The 21,840-nt window shown below is 45.1% G+C and carries 25 protein-coding genes; all 25 read right to left on the bottom strand.

Going from position 1 to position 21,840, the window contains the following annotated elements; translation table 11 throughout:
- Positions 1-28 precede the first annotated feature (28 nt).
- Positions 29-193 carry an XkdX family protein gene (locus FB592_RS07645; protein ID WP_014479563.1) on the bottom strand — a complete coding sequence of 55 codons (165 nt, stop codon included), beginning with the start codon at positions 191-193 and terminating at the stop codon, positions 29-31.
- Positions 190-519, bottom strand: coding sequence for an XkdW family protein (locus FB592_RS07640; RefSeq protein WP_141949420.1), 330 nt, complete (start codon positions 517-519; stop codon positions 190-192). The genes FB592_RS07645 and FB592_RS07640 overlap by 4 nt, the downstream gene beginning before the upstream one ends.
- A gap of 13 nt (positions 520-532) precedes the next feature.
- Positions 533-2,614: a hypothetical protein gene (locus tag FB592_RS07635; protein WP_049139759.1), complete on the bottom strand. Its 2,082-nt coding sequence runs from the start codon at positions 2,612-2,614 to the stop codon at positions 533-535.
- A 2-nt stretch (positions 2,615-2,616) separates the two neighbouring features.
- Positions 2,617-2,889, bottom strand: coding sequence for a hypothetical protein (locus FB592_RS07630; RefSeq protein WP_003232665.1), 273 nt, complete (start codon positions 2,887-2,889; stop codon positions 2,617-2,619).
- Entirely contained in the window at positions 2,886-3,464 is a 579-nt protein-coding gene (locus FB592_RS07625) for a YmfQ family protein (RefSeq protein ID WP_015483131.1), read from the bottom strand. Before FB592_RS07625 ends, FB592_RS07630 begins: the two co-directional genes overlap by 4 nt.
- Positions 3,448-4,494: a baseplate J/gp47 family protein gene (locus FB592_RS07620; RefSeq protein WP_003232669.1), complete on the bottom strand. Its 1,047-nt coding sequence runs from the start codon at positions 4,492-4,494 to the stop codon at positions 3,448-3,450. The genes FB592_RS07625 and FB592_RS07620 overlap by 17 nt, the downstream gene beginning before the upstream one ends.
- Positions 4,487-4,912 carry a DUF2634 domain-containing protein gene (locus FB592_RS07615; RefSeq protein ID WP_014663657.1) on the bottom strand — a complete coding sequence of 142 codons (426 nt, stop codon included), beginning with the start codon at positions 4,910-4,912 and terminating at the stop codon, positions 4,487-4,489. The genes FB592_RS07620 and FB592_RS07615 overlap by 8 nt, the downstream gene beginning before the upstream one ends.
- 57 nt (positions 4,913-4,969) lie before the next feature.
- A complete protein-coding gene (locus FB592_RS07610; RefSeq protein WP_046160310.1) occupies positions 4,970-5,236 on the bottom strand; it encodes a DUF2577 family protein in 267 nt (88 codons plus the stop codon).
- Positions 5,236-6,213, bottom strand: a complete 978-nt coding sequence (locus FB592_RS07605; protein WP_003245730.1) for a phage-like element PBSX protein XkdQ — start codon at positions 6,211-6,213, stop codon at positions 5,236-5,238. Before FB592_RS07605 ends, FB592_RS07610 begins: the two co-directional genes overlap by 1 nt.
- 15 nt (positions 6,214-6,228) lie before the next feature.
- The gene (locus FB592_RS07600) at positions 6,229-6,888 is read right to left on the bottom strand and encodes a LysM peptidoglycan-binding domain-containing protein (RefSeq protein ID WP_038828716.1); all 660 of its coding nucleotides are present in this window, start codon (positions 6,886-6,888) and stop codon (positions 6,229-6,231) included.
- On the bottom strand, positions 6,881-11,965 hold the full coding sequence (locus tag FB592_RS07595) for a transglycosylase SLT domain-containing protein (protein ID WP_141949419.1): 5,085 nt from the start codon (positions 11,963-11,965) through the stop codon (positions 6,881-6,883). The genes FB592_RS07600 and FB592_RS07595 overlap by 8 nt, the downstream gene beginning before the upstream one ends.
- Positions 11,966-12,106 (bottom strand): hypothetical protein, encoded by a 141-nt coding sequence (locus tag FB592_RS07590; protein ID WP_014479557.1) that lies wholly within the window; start codon positions 12,104-12,106, stop codon positions 11,966-11,968.
- Positions 12,107-12,147: 41 nt separating this feature from the next.
- On the bottom strand, positions 12,148-12,594 hold the full coding sequence (locus tag FB592_RS07585; protein WP_014479556.1) for a phage tail assembly chaperone: 447 nt from the start codon (positions 12,592-12,594) through the stop codon (positions 12,148-12,150).
- A 91-nt stretch (positions 12,595-12,685) separates the two neighbouring features.
- Entirely contained in the window at positions 12,686-13,129 is a 444-nt protein-coding gene (locus FB592_RS07580; protein WP_003232677.1) for a phage tail tube protein, read from the bottom strand.
- A 1-nt stretch (position 13,130) separates the two neighbouring features.
- Positions 13,131-14,531, bottom strand: a complete 1,401-nt coding sequence (locus FB592_RS07575; RefSeq protein WP_003245369.1) for a phage tail sheath family protein — start codon at positions 14,529-14,531, stop codon at positions 13,131-13,133.
- Positions 14,528-14,746, bottom strand: a complete 219-nt coding sequence (locus tag FB592_RS07570) for a YqzN/YkzM domain-containing protein (RefSeq protein WP_003232679.1) — start codon at positions 14,744-14,746, stop codon at positions 14,528-14,530. Before FB592_RS07570 ends, FB592_RS07575 begins: the two co-directional genes overlap by 4 nt.
- Before the next feature lie 3 nt (positions 14,747-14,749).
- A complete protein-coding gene (locus tag FB592_RS07565) occupies positions 14,750-15,190 on the bottom strand; it encodes a phage-like element PBSX protein XkdJ (protein WP_003232680.1) in 441 nt (146 codons plus the stop codon).
- A gap of 12 nt (positions 15,191-15,202) precedes the next feature.
- Positions 15,203-15,688 (bottom strand): HK97 gp10 family phage protein, encoded by a 486-nt coding sequence (locus tag FB592_RS07560; RefSeq protein ID WP_049140764.1) that lies wholly within the window; start codon positions 15,686-15,688, stop codon positions 15,203-15,205.
- Positions 15,685-16,041, bottom strand: a complete 357-nt coding sequence (locus FB592_RS07555; RefSeq protein WP_049140763.1) for a YqbH/XkdH family protein — start codon at positions 16,039-16,041, stop codon at positions 15,685-15,687. Before FB592_RS07555 ends, FB592_RS07560 begins: the two co-directional genes overlap by 4 nt.
- Complete coding sequence (gene yqbG, locus FB592_RS07550) at positions 16,038-16,421, bottom strand: protein YqbG (RefSeq protein WP_021479474.1); 384 nt, start codon at positions 16,419-16,421, stop codon at positions 16,038-16,040. Before yqbG ends, FB592_RS07555 begins: the two co-directional genes overlap by 4 nt.
- Positions 16,422-16,442: 21 nt before the next feature.
- Positions 16,443-17,378 carry a phage major capsid protein gene (locus FB592_RS07545; protein ID WP_003232690.1) on the bottom strand — a complete coding sequence of 312 codons (936 nt, stop codon included), beginning with the start codon at positions 17,376-17,378 and terminating at the stop codon, positions 16,443-16,445.
- A 25-nt stretch (positions 17,379-17,403) separates the two neighbouring features.
- Complete coding sequence (locus FB592_RS07540) at positions 17,404-18,231, bottom strand: XkdF-like putative serine protease domain-containing protein (protein ID WP_064671282.1); 828 nt, start codon at positions 18,229-18,231, stop codon at positions 17,404-17,406.
- Between the two features lie 19 nt (positions 18,232-18,250).
- On the bottom strand, positions 18,251-19,738 hold the full coding sequence (locus tag FB592_RS07535; protein ID WP_003232695.1) for a phage portal protein: 1,488 nt from the start codon (positions 19,736-19,738) through the stop codon (positions 18,251-18,253).
- A gap of 3 nt (positions 19,739-19,741) precedes the next feature.
- On the bottom strand, positions 19,742-21,043 hold the full coding sequence (locus tag FB592_RS07530) for a PBSX family phage terminase large subunit (RefSeq protein ID WP_019712462.1): 1,302 nt from the start codon (positions 21,041-21,043) through the stop codon (positions 19,742-19,744).
- Positions 21,040-21,837: a phage terminase small subunit gene (xtmA, locus tag FB592_RS07525; RefSeq protein ID WP_064671281.1), complete on the bottom strand. Its 798-nt coding sequence runs from the start codon at positions 21,835-21,837 to the stop codon at positions 21,040-21,042. Before xtmA ends, FB592_RS07530 begins: the two co-directional genes overlap by 4 nt.
- Between the last annotated feature and the right edge of the window lie 3 nt (positions 21,838-21,840).

Below are 21,840 nucleotides of genomic sequence, written 5' to 3'. Positions count from 1 at the left end.
TAAAAACAGGCAAAATAAAAAAGCCTTACTACATGGCTTTACCGGTAATTTCTTTATACTGGTCAGCTGTGATCAGCTTTTTGTTCACACCCTCTGCCAGATCCTCAATTGAACAGTCTTTATATGCTAATGCTTGCTTTACCATATCTGCTGTCGCCCACTCATAATAGAGGGCAAGCACCCAATAATTCATTCAGAGTAATCTCCTTTCAAAGAAAGTAGTGAAAGCTTAATACCTGCCAGCTCGCTTCCCAAAGTTTTGTTCAGCTCATCAAGCTGCTTGCGTGCCAACTTTTCCTGCGACAACTCTTGAGCGAGAAGCTCTACCTGATCGGGCGGCTCGTACGGCGGGTTTTTTTGCAGCTCCTCCCACCAGGTTTCGAGTTCTTTTTGGGTTGGGATGGGGGCGCGCAGGTTCCACTCGGCTATATAAGACCCTTCCCCGTCATTCTGAACGATAAAATCTCTTGTTGGGTCTGCACTGGGGTATTTAAACATGATTGCTTCTGCGATCATCATTTTGCCTCCTATCTTATACTGTAGGATAGTTAAGTCCTCCAAGTTCTTGGATGTCTATATAGTTGTATAGCTCGTTAAAATCGGATACACCTCTTCTATCATCACCGCTATAATTGCAATAACAATAGATCTCTATATAGTCACCTTTGTTCATAGGAACAGTTACATTACCATTTAATCCAAGGTACATTTCATTTTGCTTATCAACAAAGTCCCCTCTCTTATGGTCAATTGGTTTATACAATGATCCATTGAGATAGAGTTTCAGATGAAAATTGATGTAAGCCGGTGTATTTATCATATACAGCCCAACTCCCACTAAAAACATTCCATCATTAGGAGCAACGAATCTACTATTATTTGTGTCAAAAGCATTATGACTATCTTTTATTTTGCGTTTAAACTGAATTTTTGTATGGTTAGCTTTATTTAAATATTGTATGCTGTTGGCCCGAATATTGGCATGTGCAAATCCAGAAATTTTATGCCAAGCTGTCCAGCCTGACCCACTCCACCAGTGCCGTATCCATGTACCAGTATTATCAAAATAACTACTTGATTCATTTCCAGTACCATAAAAATATTGAGTGAATCTATAATCATGATATTTCTCATTTTTGACGATTCCATAACCTAGTGGATAACCAGTTGTATTACCTTGCCCAATATCCATTAAAGTTAACCCCGGAGGATATTCATTCCCTCCAGTTCTTGCGTCTTGAATTGCACTAGACCCTGTAAGTACAGTTAACTTTTGATTTGTATAATTTGTGTCAACATAGTTTTTTGCATCAGCTAGCGCTTTATCTGCTATGGTTTGAGCACTTGCCTCAGTCTCGATCTTATTCCAGCCTTTAAACACGCCGTCTGTATGGATCGTTGCTGTCCAAAAGGCTCCGTCATAACTTCTAGAGGCCAAAATTGTTTTTCGCCCGCCACTCCCTGTTTCGATTACATCATAGTTATACCATGATCCATCTCCTGAAACAGGGTTGTTTGTTATGACATTCCCTAATGCATAATAAAAGCCAGAGGGCAGCGTTAATAAGTCAGTCCCATCTGGGATTTTAGTCCGGCAGCCTTGAGTATCAGTTAATTTATATAGTTGTGCATTATTCCATTTGTCCTTATCGTATTGTGTTACATGGATATCTGTTCTATTGGCATGTGCATCTATCTTTGACTGCGCCCCCGTTATAGACTCAATTTGATACCAATTGATCGCGCTGTCGTTAGCGTTATAGTAAAACCACCAAGCGTTACCTCTCACATCCACAGCATATCCAATGCCTATTCCTAGCTGACCGACCAATTGCATACCTCGAAGACTTGTGTTTGACGGGTTATCTGTGACCGCGTTTGTTCCATAGAAAGTGACAGTCCCGACATCTTTAAGCGAATCATAAAAAGATCCAGATGACAGGTTAATCTTTTGTGTCCCGTTATCGGCAGTTATTTTAAATAACTGTCCAGAATTCCATTTGTCTTTATCGCTTTTATTTACATGTATTTCAGTTTTTTCTTCATGGCTCCTCACCTTAACTTGAGCGCCTTCTGAAGTTTCTAATTGAACCCAATCAGTCCAGCCGGAATCATTCAGGGTTTTTCGCCATGTACCTCCTTCATAATCCATTGCCAAAGCTTCTCCATAAGATTTGCAGCCAATATACAATCCTCTAGTGGCAAACGGTGGGGTATTGATTCCAGTCTTATCAGTATAAAAGAAAAAGGTTTGATCCAATTCTTCCACAATTTTGTGAAAATCCAGACCATTTTGGATGCTTGCTAGATATTTTCCGTTTTCATCAGTTAGCTTAGTTAATTGTGCGTTGTTCCACTTTGTCCTCTCGCTAGATGAAATGTGTATGGTTTCATCTGAAATATGCTTGTCAAAATCCTTCTTCGACGCCTGCTGCACATTATCCACATTCCCCAGCCCGATTTGCGCCTTTGTTGTGTTGTGGGGGTTGTTCATGTCGTTTTTGTGGTCGGCCAGGTCGGTGTGGGCGTCTTTTATGCCTTTTTCCCAGCGGTTGACGTCATCTTCGTTGATTGGGTCGTCCGGAAGCCAGTCTGTTTTTTCTTCGTATGCCATGTTTACACCACCTCAAAAGTAAATCTGAAATCGAGTGTTCTGTTTTCGCTGACGTCCAGGTCAGTCTTTCTCTCTGTAATGACGTTGCCCAGCTCGTCAAAAATTTGTACCGTTTCGATATGCTTGATGTCTTCCTCACGTTTTGTCAGAACGGTGACGGTCGCACCGTCAATGGCAAGCTCTACTATTTCTGTTTTTTGGCCGTTGAGCAGCACGTGATCGATTCTGCTTTTTAGATCAGCCGCTGTGCGTTCTCTGTATATGGTTGAAATCAAGTTAAAACCACCTCATTGTTGTTAAGAGTGACAGAATAACCGACCTTGAGCTCACTGGCTGTTCGGTATCTGCGGTGATTCAGGATGACTGTATCTTTGATTTGCAGCGTCTCGTTCAATCCGCCTCTGAGAGTATACGCCAAATGAGCGGGCTTCATGTTTTCTATCGCTTCGATCAGCTCATTCATGTGCTGGAGGTCATCAACATTGATATCGACGTTAAATCGGTATTCGCCGGGAAGCAGGCGGACCTGTGCAGACGGGTTTTTCAGGAAACGGTTTACCGCCTGCTCAATGGCCCTGTATGTGATTGGCGGGATGTTCGACATTTTGGAAATGAGCCTCAATCGTCTGATCTCATCAGTGTCACCTGATTCCCGCGGTACGTTTAAAATCTTTTCCCAGCGGCTGAGCCCCCATGTCGCCGTCGGTACGAATAACTGATCCGTCAGATCAAATATGCTGTCATTTTGTTTATCAAACTCAGGCGCTTCCGCTTTCAGCAGCTCAGCCATTTCTTTAAGGCTGGTAAGAAACGGCGGCAGATACGCTGTCATGTCATCTTGTTTGCTCAATGATCTTCACCTGCCCAAGCTTAGGAATTTCCACGTCGCTCAGCACCAGATTTTCAGACGTGCCGTTGATTTGAATATTGGAGTAGTCACTGACTGATGGTGAATTATAGACGATATTGTTAATTTGAGAAAGGCGGATGACGTTATCTTCAAAAGCCATTTTCTTAAAGAGATTTAAAACGCCTTCCTCAATTTCTGACTTCACTTCATCAATTGAGTGATTGATCTCAGGCAGCACTTCGGCAGAAATCTCAACTTCTTTCCAGACCGCGCTCTCCACTGTGACAACGGCTCCGATTGGCGCCTGTCCCTCTCCCTGTCCTGGTTCAGGGTCGATATAATCTTTCACTTTTTGAATTAAAATAGGAGAAGCGGGCTCAAGATTCGCATTGGTGACGACAATTTTGACCGTGCCTTCACCGTTCCAAAGCGGGAAGATCTTTGCCTTTCCCACACCGTCCACTTCCTCAGCCCACTCTTTATAATGCATTTTATTGGCACTGACGGCCTCACGCCGAACCCTTGTAAAATACCGTTCTCGCAAGCTGTCATCTCCCTCTTCCTCGCGCCCCGGAATCAGGATTTCTTTGACAATGGCCGTTTCTAAACCGGGAATGGTATCCAATGACAGTAAATTGCGTCCGGTCAGATTGGCGTTTCCCGCTTCACCAGGTGTTTCACAGATGAGCGTCCCGTCTGCCGTATATTGAAAATAAAGATTATCCACGTAAAAGCGGGAGCCGACAGGAATAGTAACTCCAGATGTAAACTCTCCCGCTCTGACCGCCTTTGTCGCGGCTGTCCGTTCAATTCCCGCTTCCGCTGCACGCCTGTCTAAAAATTCGCCTTGTGCGGTATCAGAAAAAACTAGCTCAAGCACAGTATCCAGCCATATATAAGACTTCGCAAGCTCGGCCGCCGCTGGGGCTAACGCATTATAAATGACGCTGCCTTCTCTTGTGTCAATATCTGCGGAAATGCTGTTCAGCATACGCTCCATAATCGCTTCAAAAGTCTGATCTTCAAACATCTTCGCCAATCACCTCCTCAATCTCAAGCGTTCCTTCATCCGTCTCCACCACGAAGGACACATGAAACGCATCGCCTTGTTTTTCAATCTCAAAATCTGTTACAGCAGATATCCGGTCATCATAAACCAGCGCCTCTTCTATCAGCCTCGGAATCTCCATCTTTTTATAGGCATCCGTCGTCTCATGATCTGTCAGCACGTCCTGAAGCTCATTACCGACATTATGGCTATATACGGAATACGCATAGCGTTCTGTCTGTAAGGCGATATACACGAACTGCCTGATCGCTTCAAGCCCTGTAATCAGCTCATTCGTAATTCTTCCGTTTTCAAAATCTATTTTATACGTTTGCGAGGTTTCAATGACTTCGCTCTCATCTTCAAAATCCTCAAACTCCACTTCTGGTGTCAGGGCCATGATGCCCACTCCTTTTACATGCTAAATAAAAACCCCTTCGTACTGAAGCGGTTTTGTCTATACCTTATCTAAAATAAAAAACGATTGCCCGCCAGTCAGAGCCGCGGTCATGAGGCGATCCCCCAGCTCGAGTGCATCGTCTCCTCCGGACTGCATTCGTTTTGGGATAATGATGGCGTCTTCCGGTATGATCAGTTTGCTGTTTTCTTTTAATTTGATTTCCACAGGAGAAACTGAAACGACTTCAGCCGGGAGCAGTTCTACCGGAGACTCAGCGTCAATTGCGCCGACTGCCAAATGTTTTATAGCCTCACTTAATCTCATCAGGATACTCCTTCCGGCATCGTATTCTTTTCGACAACATCGATCGTCATCGTATGTTTCGTTCCTTTAAATTCATGCCGGTCCGTATCTACCCAATAGGTTTTCTTGATACCGGCCTCTGGAATCGAAATATAGACGGGCAAGCCGCTCTGCACTTCCGGGATGCCCACTGCCTGAATATTTTTCAGTTCTTTTTTCACGCCCTTTTTTTCAGCAAGGCGTACATCTGCCCGCTGCTGAAGCTGTGCCTGGTTGATGTCATCTGTGACCGTTTCCGTATATTGAAGCACACCGTATTTATTTAAGCCTGAACTGTCCTTAGCAGAGGCTTTATATGTCTTATTGTCCTTTTGCCGGCGAAGCACCACCCGAGTAGCAGTGTCGTTTATAGAAGTGCTGTATTGGTAGCCTGTGATATTGACGCCCGTTTCAAGCACCCATACCTCTGACGGATCTGGCCAAGCGCGCAGACCGAGCTTTCCTTTTTCCGAATACAGCTGGTAATGTCGTCCTGTCTGGCTTTTCGTCTGTTTCAGCGCTTTTAATATGATGTCATACAATGTCGTATCATTTTTAATGACAAGACTTTTGATCGTATGGCCTGTGTTCGCGATCGAGGTTGTCGGTATCTGGAAGTCACTAGCAATCCTTCTGATGATCTGGTCGGCCCGCTGATTGGAAAACACGTACATATCCTGGTTTTTGACCAGGTACTGCAGCATGTCATAAGCGCTGAAGGCAAGCGTATGCTCGTCCGGGGTTCTTGCAAAAACAATGCCCCGAAACAGCTCTTTTCCCTTCCATTTAAACAAGACCGTATCTCCTTCTGAGACACTGTAATACGTCTGGTCGCCCTGTTTGGTGACGATGGTCGCTTCAATGGAGCGCGGCGCCTGATAACGATGGCCTTCAAGCGATACGCTTTCTGCAACCAGCTCAAGCCACTCTGTGTCTTTAATGACGAACAGTTCTATCATCATACATCACCTGTTTCATTGCGGTATCTTTAATTTTTGGCCGGGAAAAATCCAGTGGCCCGGCTGCCTGATGTTCCGTTTGCTTCGTTTGATCATTGCTGTTTTATTGGCGTTCCAAATTTTGCGCCATTGAGTGCTGTTCCCGTAAAATCTGCCTGCAATGTCCCATAGCGTGTCTCCCTTTTTCACTGTGTACGTCTTCGGCGCAGCCTTCGACGGACGTTTTGCCTTTGTTTTTTTCTTCTGCTTGATTTTCCGCGGGGAAGCGGTTTTGTATTCTTTTAATACAATATCAAAATCCCGATCTCCTATTTCATTATCTCCCTCACTATATTTAAGGCTTTCAATACTGCATGTCATATTGATTTTTGTTCCCGTAATTAAAAATTGAACAGGCTTTTTTGCCTTCATCCATTTTTCAATTTTCGCAATGGCATTTTCCGGAGACGGGAGATTTTGATATTCAGCTATCGGCGTATACTTTTTTGGAAAAAAAGAAGAAAATGAAATTTCTTTTGCTCCGGGTTCTTCAATAAACGTTAGTTCACCCAATCCCGTTATCTTTACTGAGTCATTTTGTACACTATTCGCTATATCAATCGCTTCAGGAAGAACAGGGAATCGCAGCTTTTCTTTCCCCTGTGATATCCAAAATTCATAGATAGACTTAGTCAAAAGCCACGACCCCCTTTGTACTGGTGTTAATGTCTTTTTGTAATTCATCAAGTAATGCCTGCTTGATTTTCGCAACCAGGCCATCAGCATCCTGTCCATTATGGAAATGCTGATCGCCGTTAAACTCAATCTTTATTTCTTTCGTTCCGGCTGTTTGTATCGTTTGCCGTGTACCGGATGTAACTGCTGAAACTTGTCCTGAAGAAAGCTCAGACTGCTGGGATTGAGACGGATCTGTCACTTCCATACCAAGAGCTTGCGCAGCTCTCTGAAGGAGGTAGCGGCCTCGGATGCCCCGTTCCTCTGGGATGATCCATTCCCGCTTGTTTCCTTCACCGACACGGGCGATTTGTTCTTTTGTAATCAGCCCGCCGTTTGCGTAACCGACATACGGTCCGCCATGATTCAGGCTTTTAATACCCGGCACATTGTTGATTGATCCATATCTGCTTTTAATGTAGCCGATCGCAGCAGCTGCGTTGTGAATCGGGTTTTTAATGTTACCCATACCCGGTGCTTTATGGTCATTAAAGGTGCTTGGGATCGTCTGCATCAGCCCTTGTGACGGATGCCCCGCTTTTGCGTTGCTGTCCCACAAGTTAATTGCATTCGGATTGCCTCCGGATTCATGCTGCGCAATCGTCATGAGTCCCGGTAGCCAGCTCATCGGTGTCTTGGTGGCCATGAGAGCAGCCATAATCCATTGTTTTACGTTCCCGCCCATGGCTCCCATTCCGGAATAGGCAGCCGCCAGTGATCCAGCTTGTTTTTCAGCATATTTCTTTACATCTACTGAGCCAAGTCCTTTGACAACACCAATTGAAGCAAAACGCCCCAAGCTCATCATGACACGGGAAGGTGAATGAATATCTAGCTCCTCACGGAAAGCCTGCTCCACTCTCTTGGCCATATCCTTTGCTGCTTGTTTTACTTCACTGGATTTAGAATTCATACCTGTCACAAAGTTTCCGATCAAACCGGAGCCCCAGCTGTTCGATGTGTCTTTTGAACGCAGGAACGGTTTGTCAACATGTGTACTCACATACTGTGCAGTCCCTGTTTGGGTTGAGTTTTGTCCTTGCGCAAAGCCTTTGACCGTTCCTGTGCCCCATGAAGACGATTTGTTCACAGTGGCTTGATACGGCGTTTTAACTTTTGATTGCAAAAAGCCGTCCGTTCCGGTTGCTGTACCGTTTTGGCCCTTGGCATACCCGCTTACCATTTGTTTACCGTAATTTGGTGAAGCAGAAATCATTTGTGTAAATGGCGTATTGATGTTTTTCTTTTTCCAGTCTTCCATTTTGACCGGCTGATCGCTGATGCCTTTACCAAAGCCTTCTGAAAATTGCTGTCCGAGTGTGGACGCTTGGCCTGTAAGATTTACAGTGTTCATTGCTGGGGAGGCTGAGCCTGATAGAGGACTGACAGCTGCTCCTCCTGAAACAGATGCTGGACTTCCGCCAGAAGACGAAGCTGCTCCCATGTCGTCTACAACTTGCATACCCAGCTTAGACGCCGCTTGTGAAAGAAGCATCTTCCCCCGGCCTCGGTTGTTATCAACCGGGATAACGAATTCCTTGCCGGCTTCACCGATCCACGAGATGGTTGGTTTGGTGATGTAGCCGCCTGTGGCATTTTTATCCGGATCCTTACCTTTATTCGGATCACCGCCGCCGGTTACAAAATTAATTACTTTACTAGCTACGCCGCCAGCTTTATCCCAGATTTGCTTCACCCAGCCGAACGCTTTAGAAAAAGCTTCTGAAATCGCTTCTCCCACCTTTGTAAGAGGTTCTTGAATATTCTTTTTAAACCAGCCGCTCAGGCCTTTCCAAATGTTCTTAACGGTGTCTATCGCTTTTTTGAAAGCATCTGAGATTCCCTTGCCTACATCTGAGACTGTATTTTTGACCGGGTTCCAAACTGTATCCATGAACCATCCCGATACCGTACTGAAAACACTCTTAATCTTATTCCAAGCACCGGTCATTTTATCCCAGATTGTAGTTGCCGCTCCTATTACAGCAGATTTGACTGGCCCCCACACATTACTCATAAACCATGAAGCAACTGTACTGAACACATTTTTAATCGTCGTCCATGCATTTACGATTTTAGACCATATTGCTGTTGCTACACCCACAACTGCTGATGAAACCGGCGTCCAGACATTGTCCATAAACCATGTTGCCACCGTGCTGAATATCGTTTGAATCGTTGTCCATGCATTTACGATGTTGGACCATATGCTTGTTGCTACACCCACAACTGCAGTTGATACTGGCGTCCAGACATTGTCCATAAACCATGTTGATACAGTTCCCCAAGTATCCTGAATGGCTGACCAGGCATTTTGCGCACCCTCTGTAATGCTGTTCCATGTATCTTCTAGAGCGCCAGCATCAATTGCCTTGCCTAAACTTTCACCGCCGAAAGTACCGGCAATTCCTCCTACAACACCGCCAATAGCGGTCCCGACTCCCGGCACAACGCTTCCAATAGCCGCTCCTGCAGCGGCTCCTGCTAAACCTCCGCCGGCTGAACCTACTTTTTCACCAGCATTATCCTTATTGATACCGGCTAAGTCAGTAAGGGACAGTATTTCGCCTAATCCTGGTATTCCTTTTGCCGCTCCTTTTAAGCCCTTCAGTCCGCCTTTTAAGCCTTTTGATTCACCCAATGTTTTCAGAAGGCCTGAAAAACCTTTGCCTGATGCTCCTTTAGCAGATTTAGGTGTATTCACAGGATTTGTTTTATTCCCTTTTGTTGATGAACCGTTTCTATTTTTGACTTTTTTGCTTTTGCCTGTACTGATTCCGGCACAGCAGCAACCACAAGCCCCGCCCCATTTGCCGCCTGACTTTTTCGATTTTGAACCTGAAGATTTTTGGTTCATAGAAGGTTTTTTAGTGCGGTTTGAATTGTTAGAAGTTGAGTTCTTTGTATTGGCTTTTGAAGCTTTTTGTTTGCCTTTGCTTCCGCTGGATTTGCCGCCAAGCAACCCGCCAATATCCAGATTCCCCAGCTTCTCAGCAATGCCTTTTATAATTTTTTCAAAAAACTCTCCCACTTTTTCAATAATTTTATCTGGGCTGAATTTCTCGAATTTCTTGGCGATTTTTGAAACAATGTTATCAACAAACTTTTCTGCTTTATTAGCGATTTTATCCGGATTCAGGAAATTAAATTTCTCTGAAATTTTGTCAACAATATTTGTTACAAAGTCTTCCGCTTTAGTAATAATGGCGTCTGGACTGAATTTGCTGGCGACATCATCTACTTTTTTCATAAAGGAATCTGTAAACTTGTCAAGCTCGTTAAAAATGGTTTCCGGGCTGAATTTACTTACGACATCGTCCACTTTTTTCATGAAGGAATCTGTAAACTTGTCAAGCTCGTTAAAGATTGTTTCCGGGCTGAATTTACTTACGATATCATCCACTTTTTTCATGAAGGAATCTGTAAACTTATCAAGCTGCTTAAAAATCGCTTCTGGACTGAATTTGCTTGCGATATCATCCACTTTTTTCATAAAGGAATCTGTAAACTTGTCAAGCTGCTTAAAAATCGCTTCTGGACTGAATTTGCTTGCGATATCATCCACTTTTTTCATAAAGGAATCTGTAAACTTGTCAAGCTGCTTAAAAATCGCTTCTGGACTGAATTTACTTGCAATTGCATCCACTTTACTCATAAACGATGTTGTGAATTTATCCAGCTGCGACAAAATTGTCTCTGGACTGAACTTTGTCGCAATTGCATCCACTTTACTCATGAACGATGTTGTAAATTTATCCAGCTGTGCCAGAATCGTTTCTGGACTGAACTTCGTTGCAATTGCGTCCACTTTATTCATGAACGATGTTGTAAACTTATCCAACTGTGCCAAAATCGTCTCTGGACTGAACTTTGTTGCGATTGCGTCCACTTTACTCATGAACGATGTTGTGAATTTATCCAGCTGGGACAAAATTGTCTCTGGACTGAACTTTGTCGCGATTGCGTCCACCTTGCTCATGAACGATGTTGTGAACTTATCCAGCTGCGACAAAATTGTCTCTGGACTGAACTTTGTCGCAATCGCATCAACTTTGCTCATGAACGATGCTGTGAACTTATCCAGCTGTGCCAGAATCGTTTCTGGACTGAACTTCGTTGCAATTGCGTCCACTTTACTCATGAACGATGTTGTAAATTTATCCAGCTCTGTTAAGATTGTTTCCGGGCTGAATTTTGTGGCGATCTCATCCACCTTATTCATGAACGATGTTGTAAATTTATCCAGTTCTGTTAAGATTGTTTCCGGGCTGAACTTTGTAGCGATTTCATCCACCTTTTCCATGAATGAAGCAGCAAATTTGTCCAGTGCTGTCAAAATCGTTTCTGGATCAAACATGCTCGCAATATCTCCTGTATTTCCTCCTGCTGAAGGTGCTCCTTTCTCGGAGGGACCTGAGCTTCCCATGCTGTCAATTCTTTTCTGCAATGAATCCAGCTTATTTGACACCTTGTCATTAATAGCGAGCTCAAGTTTGTTGTCTTTTCCTGTTAAGGCATCAATACCAGCAGAAATACGACCGACTGTTTTCATGACGTGATCAATCACGCGTATCGTAACAGAGTAACCATTTTTAAGTGCAGTTTCCATATAGCGCTGTATTTTTTGCACAGCCGGCAACACTTGATCTTCTGCACTCAGCATAATCGTAAAGCCTTTAAAACCTGCCACGAGCTCTCTTAATCGTTCAAACTTTTCGGTTGCTTGGTCACTAGCATCTATTTTAATAGATACAGATGACGGCAATCCCTGCAATTGAACATTAACCTGCTGAATGATACTGCTGGCTTTATCCTCAGTTGAAATGGAGATCATTTGGGCGCCAAGCTTTTTCTTTAATGATTTTTGTATGCGATCAATTGTCCTTAATACAGTTTTGCTTTCTTTTCGTACATCAATAGCGCTTTTTCGCTGCACCATTTTTCTATATTTTTCAAGTGCTCTAAACCCATTCTGGATCTTTCTTAACTTTTTACTTACACGGTCTTCCATTTCAAACCTTGCTGTCAGCTTTGCCAATTACGATGCCCCTCCTTTCTTTGCTTGTTTTTCAAGGAGATCGAGCTTATATCCGATCAGTCCATACAACAGCGCTTTATAGTTTCTGGGCGCTTCGTAGAGCGCCAATAAATCTGATGGGGAATAGTGAAGCTCGTGCATCGCATAGTAGAGATACACGGCTTCTTTATGCCCATCCTTGATTAGTTTTTTGCTTCGTCTTCCAGATCCTCTAATTCATCTTCAAATCCATTAATCTCAATCGCTTTGTTTAACCAGTTCGCATACTCGCCTCCAACTGAGAGCACGCGTTTCGCAACTTCTACCGGGTCAGCCGTTTTGTAAGCTTCTCGAAGCTCTTTTGAACGGAAGTCCGGATAAACGGTTGATTCAACTGCGATTCGGGCATAAAAGCGTTGGCTGTCTAAATCTTTTACACGGCCTCTGCCTTTGACATTTTTATACGTTGTTGTTTCTTTCTCCAATTCATCAATGCGTTCCGTCGTGATCGCTTTAAAAATAAATGGCACGATGTTCCCTTTTTTATCAACAAAACGCTTTGAGATCGGCACTTTGATTTCCTCAGCTTCAATTGTTTTTCCCGGCATAAAAAAGGAAAGATCATATACGTTTTCGTTCTTCTCGCTCATGTAAAAAACTCCCTTGTCTATTGTTTGGTTTCATCTTTAAAAAACAGACCTTTCTGAGAAAGGTCTGCGTATGGGCTTGATTCAGCTTTGATTAAAACGTGTCAGATAGCTTTTCAGGGACGTCGAAGTCTTCGAATGTAAATGGAACTTCTTCCTCTAACGCTTCTGAATCGACATCAAGGCTTGCGATTTTGGCAGAGTCAAAGTTGACGTCGTACAGCGTGACTCGCTCTGTGCCCCGGCCGGAGGATTGATCATCCAGCACGGCTTGGAGCGTGAAATAAGGGTCGCTGCCTTTTTTGACATAGTCCATCATCAATAGCACGAATTTTGATGTGACTTTGTAAAACGTCGCGGTCCCTGTTCCATTTGCCCCTGTTGTTTTATGGCCTGTCATGCGGCGGCCCATAATGTTGACTTCAGATTTGTTTTTCTCAACGTTTGCTTCAAATGTTTTGATGTGCGCCATTTCCTCGCCATCGAGGAATAAACGGCCTTCTTTTCCTGAAATTGTGTTTTGTGCTTTTAATGCCATATTAGTTTACCTCCACATTAAAGTAGAATTTTTCTGCTGCGTCGACAGGCTGTACAGCCAGGTCAATCAAGAAGCCGTCACGATCTTCATTCATTGAAATTGTGATATCTTCATCGGAATCAAAGCCAGTGATGCCGCCTGCATCCTGAAGTGTTGTCATGTATTGCGTGATCATCGTTTTTACATACTGCAGTCCGTCTTCAGATGCCGGGATATCGCTTCCGCTGCCTTTTCTTGATTTAATTAAGGCTTTCAGCTCGCGTGTTAAATCATTATTCACAGCATCCAGGACACGAACGATTTTGTTCTTTGCAAATTTCTTGTTTTTCTCAGCTGTGAACGTCACGAGTGAGTTAATGTCCTTTTCTACGCTGACGGATTTATCACGGGCGTCGAATGTGAATAAAAATTCACCCTTGCCCAGACGTTCAACAATCGTATCGTGGTCAAGGCGGTGTAACACATCAACTGCGCCTTCGTACTCTACAAATGTAAGTGATTGGTTAAAGGTTGCTCCTGCACTCGCTCCAGCTACCCAAGCTGTTGCTTTGTCCGGTGTAACTTCCGTGCCATCTTCAAGCAGCACACCCTCGGTTACGTTGATGATGCCTTCATAATCACCGGCATAATTGGCTGTGACGCCTTGCACTTTTTGTCCTTGGCCGTCGCGCAGGCGTTTAATGAAAGCAGCAAACGTCGCCTTCAACTGGTCACCTTCTGCAACAGGCAGCGCAATCACATCAAAGCTCTCCGTTTCAGCCGCGGCTAAGAAATCTGTATAGTCGGAGTTGACAGGGGCTTTATCCGTACCGCCAGATAAACGGATTCCCGCGGATGCATTCAGCGTCTCAGCTGCAGTGTCTCCTTCTGATCCAGTGAGAGGAATCGTTGAAGAAAGATCGCCTGTTCCGGTAAAAGTGACATAGCCGTTAGCTGTTAATTCTTCAGCCTTTTTGACAGTCTGTTTATCAACCTCTGATTCGTCCATATATGTTGTCACATCGAAAGAATTAGCATCCAGCACATTTTGATTGATGCGGATGATAATGTCATTTCCTTTTGTTCCGCCATATACTGCAGTTGCTTTGACGCCTTCAGCAATATCAGCAGACGCTCGGACACCTTCGGTTAGACGGTACATCAATACCGTTTTCGCATTTTTCTTCGCTTCACGCAGCAGCAATAAAGACGGGTCATCAATGCTGAGGCCCACTTTTTTGTTTAGGTCTTCAACACTGGAAATGGAGACGAACGTTTTCGCTTCGCCCCAGCTTGATGCGACCGGAAGTGCGACTGTTCCCCGTTCACTGAGTGATACCCGCTCCTGTGCCGTCGTTTTAAAGTTAAAATAAATGCCTGCACGTTCTTTTTCTTTGCCTGTTGTAAATGTTCCGCCATTCATGATGACATGACCTCCTTGGTTAGAAATGTTTGAATCAATTGGTTGGCTTCTGATTTCGTCATACGTGGTTGATCCACGCCAAATAAAGCCCCCTGAAGAATATCCGGCTTAACGCCGAACAGTTCCTTCGCGTGCTTAATCAAATCCGCTGTATCAAATAGAGCTTCCCGGCTCTTTGTATGTACAGCCTTCTTCTGTTGTTTGTCCTTTGACACCGTTTATTTCACCCCGCTGTTCATGTCGATATCCTGTAAGACAGGCTGTTCTGTTTTGTGATAATAATATCGGCTGCTCCACCTGATCACCATGGCCGCCTCGCCCCTGTCTCCTACCCTTGTCTCGATTTGGGAGATGCGAACCATATCCCCCGTCTTCTCACCGGATTCACTCAGCAGCGGAATCATATTTCTCGCTTCTCTGATGGCATCCGCGAGCCTGTCCGCTTCATCCAGCGCCTGAACGGAGTCCAGATGAAACAGTTTTACATTGAGACTGTAGGTTTTTTTAAATGTGGAGACCGTATCTGTTTCCTCGAAAACAGATGGTGGCGGGACGTATAACGACGGCACCTGAAAGTGATCAGGAAGCTCGCGTTCATAAATGGGAACAGACCACCGGCTGTACAAAAACGCCATGATCGATCCTGTTTCACTGTTCATCCTGCTCCTCCTTTACAGCTTCTTCAGCCACTGGCGCAGTTTGCTTTCCAGCGATTTTTCAAACAGCTTTTCATATAAAAGCAGTGCATGATCCCAGTAGCCCGTGCCCGGTATCCATTTTCTCTTGAGCGCCATTCCCGTTGAAGCCGCCGGATCATAAATAAACCGTGAGCCTTGAAAACGCCCCGGCACCCATCTCACATCTTGTTTTGACGTCCAATGGCCGTCATTAAGAAATGAGGCGTAATCAAGCTGTGTCCCCACCTCAAGCGAAAGCCCGCCGCTTTGCACAATCCAGAGATTGTCCTCTGCGCCTTTCTCAAAGGAACTGAGCAGTTTTTCTGTATCAATTGTTTGTGTGCTGATGAGTTCAGATTGGACGATCTCCAGAAAATCTTGCCCGCACTCCTCAAGCCACCGGGACGCCTGTCTGGAAAAACCGCCTGAAGCCGCTTCTTTTAATGCCGTGTTCAGCTGTTTCAATCCCGCTATTTTCATAGGCTTTCATCCCTGACTGCGACGACCTCCCAATGATGATGCCTGATCCTATTCGGCAGCTTTAGTATATATTTATGATTCTCCCAAATGATTTTATCGTTCACGCGGATGTCCGCTGACAACGGAAAATGGACGAGAAAGCTATGATATACAGTTTGATCCGGCTTCTCCTGAATCAGCTGCTGTGTTTTTTCGGTAAAATAACAAGGGACATCTTGTTCATCGGGTGTATCGGGATATGAAATCACCGGCTGCAGCCTGTCTGCCGGAATCCCAAATCGGCCTGCAGACGGCGCTTGGGCTGCTTCATGATAAATGTCGCAACGGTGAATGAGCATCTGCTTGTAGCTCATAAAGATCTCACCTTCAGTCTGGAGGATTCAGGGACGTAGCCCGGCTTGATAAACTCTTCGAGCAAATGATACACCTCAGGCCGCTGAATCCCGCCTTCTCCGGAAACCGTGTAGGAATAATCCCCCATTTTCTCAGACTGATAGCTTGATGAGGCAGATTCATCGCTGTTGACAAGCGCAAAATACTGGGCAAGCTTTACTAAAGCCAGCTTCACCTTACCGGGCAGCGGATCATACAAGCTGTCTTCAAAGCGGTGGCCCGTGATGAGAGCCGCTTCTGCTTCCGCCTCGATGATATCCTGCGCCAGCAGCTCTTCCGGCCTGTTTTTCACCCGATCATAGACCGAATAGGAGGCTACGTCAGTCGGTTCAATGAGCATGAGCTGACCACCTCGTTTCTATTATTCTTTTACGTTAATTAATTTCGCGCAGGCATCCTCTTCCTCGAACTTGCTGTCCAGCTTGGCCGTTAAGACAATAATGAATTTACGGGAGCGGATGTCTTTGTCGACTTCAATTCGGATATTGCGGGAGAAGCCGAGAATGATATTTTTCGGATGTGTGAGAATGATATCAGAAGCGTCATATTGCGCGTCTCCCTCGCCGACTGTGTACGGCTGAATATTGGATACTCCTTTGACCGGTACGCCGAATGCTGTTGACAAGCCGCCCTGAACAGCCTGGTCCCCAAGGTTTGTCTGGCGGTCTGCCACGCGGTCCTTCCATTCAACTTCTAAGCCGTGAGACGTATAGAATCTGAATTCCTGAGGGATGCGCAAATATTTTGGCGGAACTGCCTTTAAGCCTTTCTTGAATGTCGCTCTGGACAGTTCTTCACCGTTCATGTCAACGATATGGGAAACCGCCTGTTTACGGATGCCGTCCAGCTGTGCCAGATACGGATCAGCTGATGCTGTATCACCGTTAACGATCAGCTCTTCAATATCAACTGCTGCGCGCTCTGCTAAAATTTGCATGATTGTCTGCTGCAGGCCGTCTTTTTCAATATTGTTTTCAAGTGTGTCATACGTAATGTTAATTTCCGCAATGACTTCCTTCGTGTTCAGCTGGACAGTGCTTGTCGTTGGAACTGTCAGCTCGTCGTTTGACAGTGCTTTTCCTTCTTGCGCAGCCCGCAGAATACGCTGGCCGAAGCCGATTTTCTCAAATTTTTGCGAGTCATTTTCCATTTGAATCACGCGGGATTCACTGAAAATGGTCGGCGTGTTTTGCACCATGCGGATAAAAGCCGATGCTTGCGCAGGGTTCATAAGCCCGCCGCTTTTTAAAGCAGAAAGCGACATTTCCGCTTTCCGAATGATCTCTTGATTTCTCAATTGATTTCCTCCTCCTTGACTGGTTTTACAGCAGTCCGCTCCAGATTGATTTTTTGACTTGCTCTGTATTGCCGCCCGTATCGTCCGCTGTCTGCTTAGACGCGCCTCGCGCTTTTTCCAAAGCCTCGATGCGTTCGATCAGCGGGGCAAGCATGTCTTCAACGAGCTTTTTCAGACGCTCGTCATCACCTGTCTGCTCCGGCTTTTCCTCCGTGTCTGTGTTTTTTTCAATCCGCTCAAGCCGTTTGAGCAGAGGGTAAAGCGCATGCTCGAATGATTCTTTCATGTCTTCTTTTCTCATTTCTTCAGTCTCCTTCCCTGTTTTGTCAGCAAGCATTTGCTTGAATACACTAAAGAACCCTGCTTTTTCGACCGGTTCTTCTTCATACACATCTGCAGTGCCAGCCATGCTGTAGCCGGTGATAATTCCAGCCTTAATCTGTTCCCACACCTCGTCAGACGCTCTTGTCACGAGTACCCATGAGCCCTTTGTAATCCGCTTTGACCCGATCATAAAATCATCGGGCGCCACATAGGACTCGACCACGACGCCGGTTCCGCCCTCAAAGCTGTGATTGATATCAATCTCCCGTGCCTCCGCGAGAAAACCGTGCGCCGCTTTTTCAATTTCCTCGGCGGTCATAAAATCGCCGTGGGCATCAGGAACATCAGGCTCATACACGATTCCGTACACGAGCTTTTGTTCATCCTGCTCACTTTTTGTAAACAGCCGAACCTTTTTTTCAAATGACGGAGGTGCGGCTGACTTCGTAAAGAAAAATTCTGTCTGGTTAGCCGCCTTGTCCACATAACTGACAAAGCTGATTTTGGCATTTCTTAATTCTCGCGCCACCTGCTTGATTCACCTCCCTTCAGGACGTTTTGATATCTTCGATGCTTTCTTTCAACTCCTGCATGAGCGCAGTCAGGTTTGTCTTTTCCGCATCCTGTCCTGCAGGCCGTTTATAAATGTCCTCCGGCCACTCCTCCAGTGTTTTGCCAAGCACCCGTCCGGCAAGGTCGCGTAAATCATTCGGCGAGACTGCTCCTGCTGTAATAAAAGGACCGAGCACCTTTGCAATCTCAAGCGGATCACGAAAGTCTGGTCCTTTTAATGTCAGCCTGACGTCATGGATATTCAGCTCCGGCAAAAGCAGCGTATTCAGTTTATTCACGAGCGTTTTTCGCTCCGGCTGAAAAACCTGCTCCTCCGTAATTTTTCTAGCAGTATCAGCTGTCGCCCGGTTGTATTCCTGGGCCTCGCCTGTATACAGCGGCGGGAGACGGAACGCGGAACGCAGCTTATTTCTGCTTTTTTCATCGTATTCAAGAAACAGGGCGTCGTTTTGGAGAATTTCAGCCAAGGATTTGATTTCCACGGAAACCGGCGTAATATCCTCGCCTCCGTGGAGATCCTTTTCTTTTGCGATTCCTTCCGCTTCGATCAGGAGAAATTTATGGGCGTTTTCAACACCTTCAAGATCATTCATGTATTCCTGCAGCTCCCGGTAAGAAGCTTCAGACAGCATCCCGTTTTCCACTGTAATCGCAGCGGGGACGTGACGTCCCTGCTTAAAATACATAAAATTGAGCTCTTCTGCTTTTCGGGCCCCGTATAAATTGACAATATTGCCGATCCAGCGGGGTACACCGTATACGCCGCTTCCGATTTTGAGGTGAATGGCTTCATTTGCTTGATACTTCTCTGCCAATGTGTTTACATATTCACCTGTGCGCATATCCATTTTTCGCGGATCGCCGTATTCTTTAAAAAACACTTTCTTTCCATTGATCATCTGCACATATTTTCGGAAGCGTTTTTGCCTTTTGATCCTTTTCATTTTCCCGTTTTCTTCATATACAAATGAAACCTCTACAGGCTCGCCGGCTCCGCATACACGCATATATTTCACATCTAAATATTCGATGCCGGCAGGTTTTCCCGCCCCGTCGCGAAGCACTTCCATAAATCCGTTGCCTGTTTTTTCTCTGTCTTCGATGGCATAGCCTAAAATCATTTCAGCTGATTCATCAAAGTGAAGACATTTATAAAAGGCTTCGAGTCTGGCCCAGTCTTTTTCCGCTCTTTTCTTTTTTGCCTGATCGACATCACTTGCGTTGACATCAAATGTGTACTCAACATCGAATCCAAAGCCTGTAATATTCACTCTGTACGCATCAATGCATTGCTGAAGAATAGTCGAGTATTCGGCAATGGTTTTGAGCTCGATGATATTGTAGGGCGGAGCGATAATGTCCTCTCCGTACAGCTCAGAAAAGTCATCTTCATAGATTTGCTTTGTCTGAGGAGCCGCGGCATTGGCTTTAAATACAGTTGCTCTGACTGTTTGATTGTGCATGATTTATGACCTCCTCCTTTCTCGGTTCGGCCGGATTCGTTTGTGTGCTGTCTCTTTCATATCAGCAACCTCATAATCATCAAGCGCATACCAAATGGCAGAAAGCGTATGCGGGTCAATCGTGAATTCATCCTCAATCAGAGCTCCGTTTTTATCTTTGGCATACGTAAGTGTCTTGAGCTCATAGATGACATTTTCACAGCGATCCGAACAGAAGATTTTTTTGAACCGTTTTACCTTTTTGGTATATTGAAGCCTGGAGCCGGGAAACTTTCTGGCTCCAACCATCCGAAAGCCCTGCTGGCGGAAATATTGAATGCTTTTCGGCTCAGCCGAGTCGGCTTTGATCAATTCCTGTGTCTCAATAAACTCACGCAGCTCCTCAGCCGTCCTGTCATCTGTCATTTTGTTTTGATAATACTCCCAATAAATGTAGAGGTATTTTTTCTCAGGATCTACAGCAAGCCGGACGACGGCATTATAGGATTCCTCGAATCCAAAATCCATGCCTGTACGAAAGATTGGCTTGCTGATGGCTGCGATACATTTTTTCACTTGATCATGCGGGAGTACCTCGAACTGCGGCAGCACCCTGATCCCGTTGACGCCGAATCGTCCTTTGCGGGCAATCCGGTACAGGTCAGGATCATACTCTTTGAGTCCGTCAAGCTGTTTCAGATAGCTTTCCGGGAGAAAAAGATTGTCGTTAGCGGTGGAATGATGGTAATACGTATCTCCCTTCACAATTGTCCGCTTTTCGTAAAGTTCGCTGTCATCCAGCACAAACCGTTTCTTGCGTTCATCCCGAAAAAAATGCCTATACGTCCAATTGGAGGTGCCGACGGGATTGGTGGTACAGATCATATGAAGCTTCAGCTCAGGATGGCGAAGACGTCCGATTAATTCCTTGAACCCCTCATACTTCACCTCTGAGCACTCTTCAATCCATATTAATGAAATGTTATGAACCGATTTTAATTTTGCCGGATTGTCCATTCCTTTGAACATGATCCGGCTGCCATTGTGAAATCGCAGCTGCAGCGGGGAAGAAAGAGATGCCACAGCCTTTGTGAGACCGAGCTCTTCGATCACCTCTTGAAACAAGGCGAAGGTCGAATCCCGATGGGTATCGAACACCTCCCGGATCACAAGGGCCGTCCGTTTTTCCTTCAGCAGCTTTAGCACGATTTTCAATGCGGTATGATAGCTTTTGGAGGAGCCGTAGCCGCCGACGAGAAATTGGTACGTCTGCTCCCAATTGAACACGTAATCTTCGAAATGAGGGTTGATTTCTTTTACAATCATGACTTGCCCTCTTTTCGTTTGATCATAATTTCAATCGGCTCCTGGCTGTCATCTGTTTTCTCCGCTTTTTGTTTGGCAAGCTTCAATTTCTCATTTTCAATTTTTTGTTTAAATTGATCTGGAAACAAATCAAAATATAAGGACAGCTTCTCAAGCGCCTTCATTTTATCTGCAAGCTTGATGGCAATGCCTTCTTTGCCAAGCTTTGCTTCCGTTACAATGGTGCCGTCAACGAGCCCCGAGTCTTTGACATCGACAAAGCTGACTTCCTTCATAATCGGGTTATCATCTTCATCAAACAGCGGACCCGATTTCCCGACAGCCTGGACCTCTTTTTTTCCAAAGGTCACATAGTCCGTAATATCCGCAAACGCGATCTTGATATAAACCTGCAGCACATCCATCGCTTCAATAAACATCTCATTGACCATTTCTTTTTTAATGCGTTTGATTTCAGCAGCAACCTTTTCGTTTTTTAAGAGCCGGCTGCCCGTCACATGAGCGCTGTCCGGAGAATAGCCCGCTTTGATTGCTGACTGTGTGGCATTGAAGCTTTTGACGTAATACAGGCAAAACAGCCGCTGGCGTTCATTTAATTCATCGTTGTCTATAGGGCGCTGTTTTTGTTCGTTTTTGGACGCAGAAAACAGGGCCTCTTTCCATTTGTCTTGTTTTTTCCAGATGCCGATTGTTTTCGCGGAAACACCGATTGTGTCCGCAATCGCCCGATTTGTGATCTTTCCTTGATGATGTTGATAGATTGCTAATGCTTGTTCGCGCTGTTGTGTTTTCATGCT

This window comes from Bacillus sp. SJZ110 (assembly GCF_006715455.1).
Taxonomy (GTDB): domain Bacteria; phylum Bacillota; class Bacilli; order Bacillales; family Bacillaceae; genus Bacillus; species Bacillus subtilis.
This window is presented reverse-complemented; position numbering and strand designations above follow the sequence as displayed.

Excerpts from the sequence above, each read along its gene's own strand:
- FB592_RS07610 (WP_046160310.1), bottom strand. The coding sequence starts at position 5,236 with ATGAGATTAAGTGAGGCTATAAAACATTTGGCAGTCGGCGCAATTGAC.
- FB592_RS07535 (WP_003232695.1), bottom strand. The coding sequence starts at position 19,738 with ATGCACAATCAAACAGTCAGAGCAACTGTATTTAAAGCCAATGCCGCG.
- FB592_RS07590 (WP_014479557.1), bottom strand. The coding sequence starts at position 12,106 with ATGCACGAGCTTCACTATTCCCCATCAGATTTATTGGCGCTCTACGAA.
- FB592_RS07585 (WP_014479556.1), bottom strand. The coding sequence starts at position 12,594 with ATGAGCGAGAAGAACGAAAACGTATATGATCTTTCCTTTTTTATGCCG.
- yqbG (WP_021479474.1), bottom strand. The coding sequence starts at position 16,421 with ATGCTCATTGAACCGACTGACGTAGCCTCCTATTCGGTCTATGATCGG.
- FB592_RS07565 (WP_003232680.1), bottom strand. The coding sequence starts at position 15,190 with ATGAACAGTGAAACAGGATCGATCATGGCGTTTTTGTACAGCCGGTGG.
- FB592_RS07530 (WP_019712462.1), bottom strand. The coding sequence starts at position 21,043 with ATGATTGTAAAAGAAATCAACCCTCATTTCGAAGATTACGTGTTCAAT.
- FB592_RS07640 (WP_141949420.1), bottom strand. The coding sequence starts at position 519 with ATGATGATCGCAGAAGCAATCATGTTTAAATACCCCAGTGCAGACCCA.
- FB592_RS07605 (WP_003245730.1), bottom strand. The coding sequence starts at position 6,213 with ATGATAGAACTGTTCGTCATTAAAGACACAGAGTGGCTTGAGCTGGTT.
- FB592_RS07580 (WP_003232677.1), bottom strand. The coding sequence starts at position 13,129 with ATGGCATTAAAAGCACAAAACACAATTTCAGGAAAAGAAGGCCGTTTA.
- FB592_RS07560 (WP_049140764.1), bottom strand. The coding sequence starts at position 15,688 with ATGAAAATAGCGGGATTGAAACAGCTGAACACGGCATTAAAAGAAGCG.
- FB592_RS07620 (WP_003232669.1), bottom strand. The coding sequence starts at position 4,494 with ATGTTTGAAGATCAGACTTTTGAAGCGATTATGGAGCGTATGCTGAAC.
- FB592_RS07615 (WP_014663657.1), bottom strand. The coding sequence starts at position 4,912 with ATGGCCCTGACACCAGAAGTGGAGTTTGAGGATTTTGAAGATGAGAGC.
- FB592_RS07575 (WP_003245369.1), bottom strand. The coding sequence starts at position 14,531 with ATGAATGGCGGAACATTTACAACAGGCAAAGAAAAAGAACGTGCAGGC.
- xtmA (WP_064671281.1), bottom strand. The coding sequence starts at position 21,837 with ATGAAAACACAACAGCGCGAACAAGCATTAGCAATCTATCAACATCAT.
- FB592_RS07555 (WP_049140763.1), bottom strand. The coding sequence starts at position 16,041 with ATGAGCTACAAGCAGATGCTCATTCACCGTTGCGACATTTATCATGAA.
- FB592_RS07635 (WP_049139759.1), bottom strand. The coding sequence starts at position 2,614 with ATGGCATACGAAGAAAAAACAGACTGGCTTCCGGACGACCCAATCAAC.
- FB592_RS07645 (WP_014479563.1), bottom strand. The coding sequence starts at position 193 with ATGAATTATTGGGTGCTTGCCCTCTATTATGAGTGGGCGACAGCAGAT.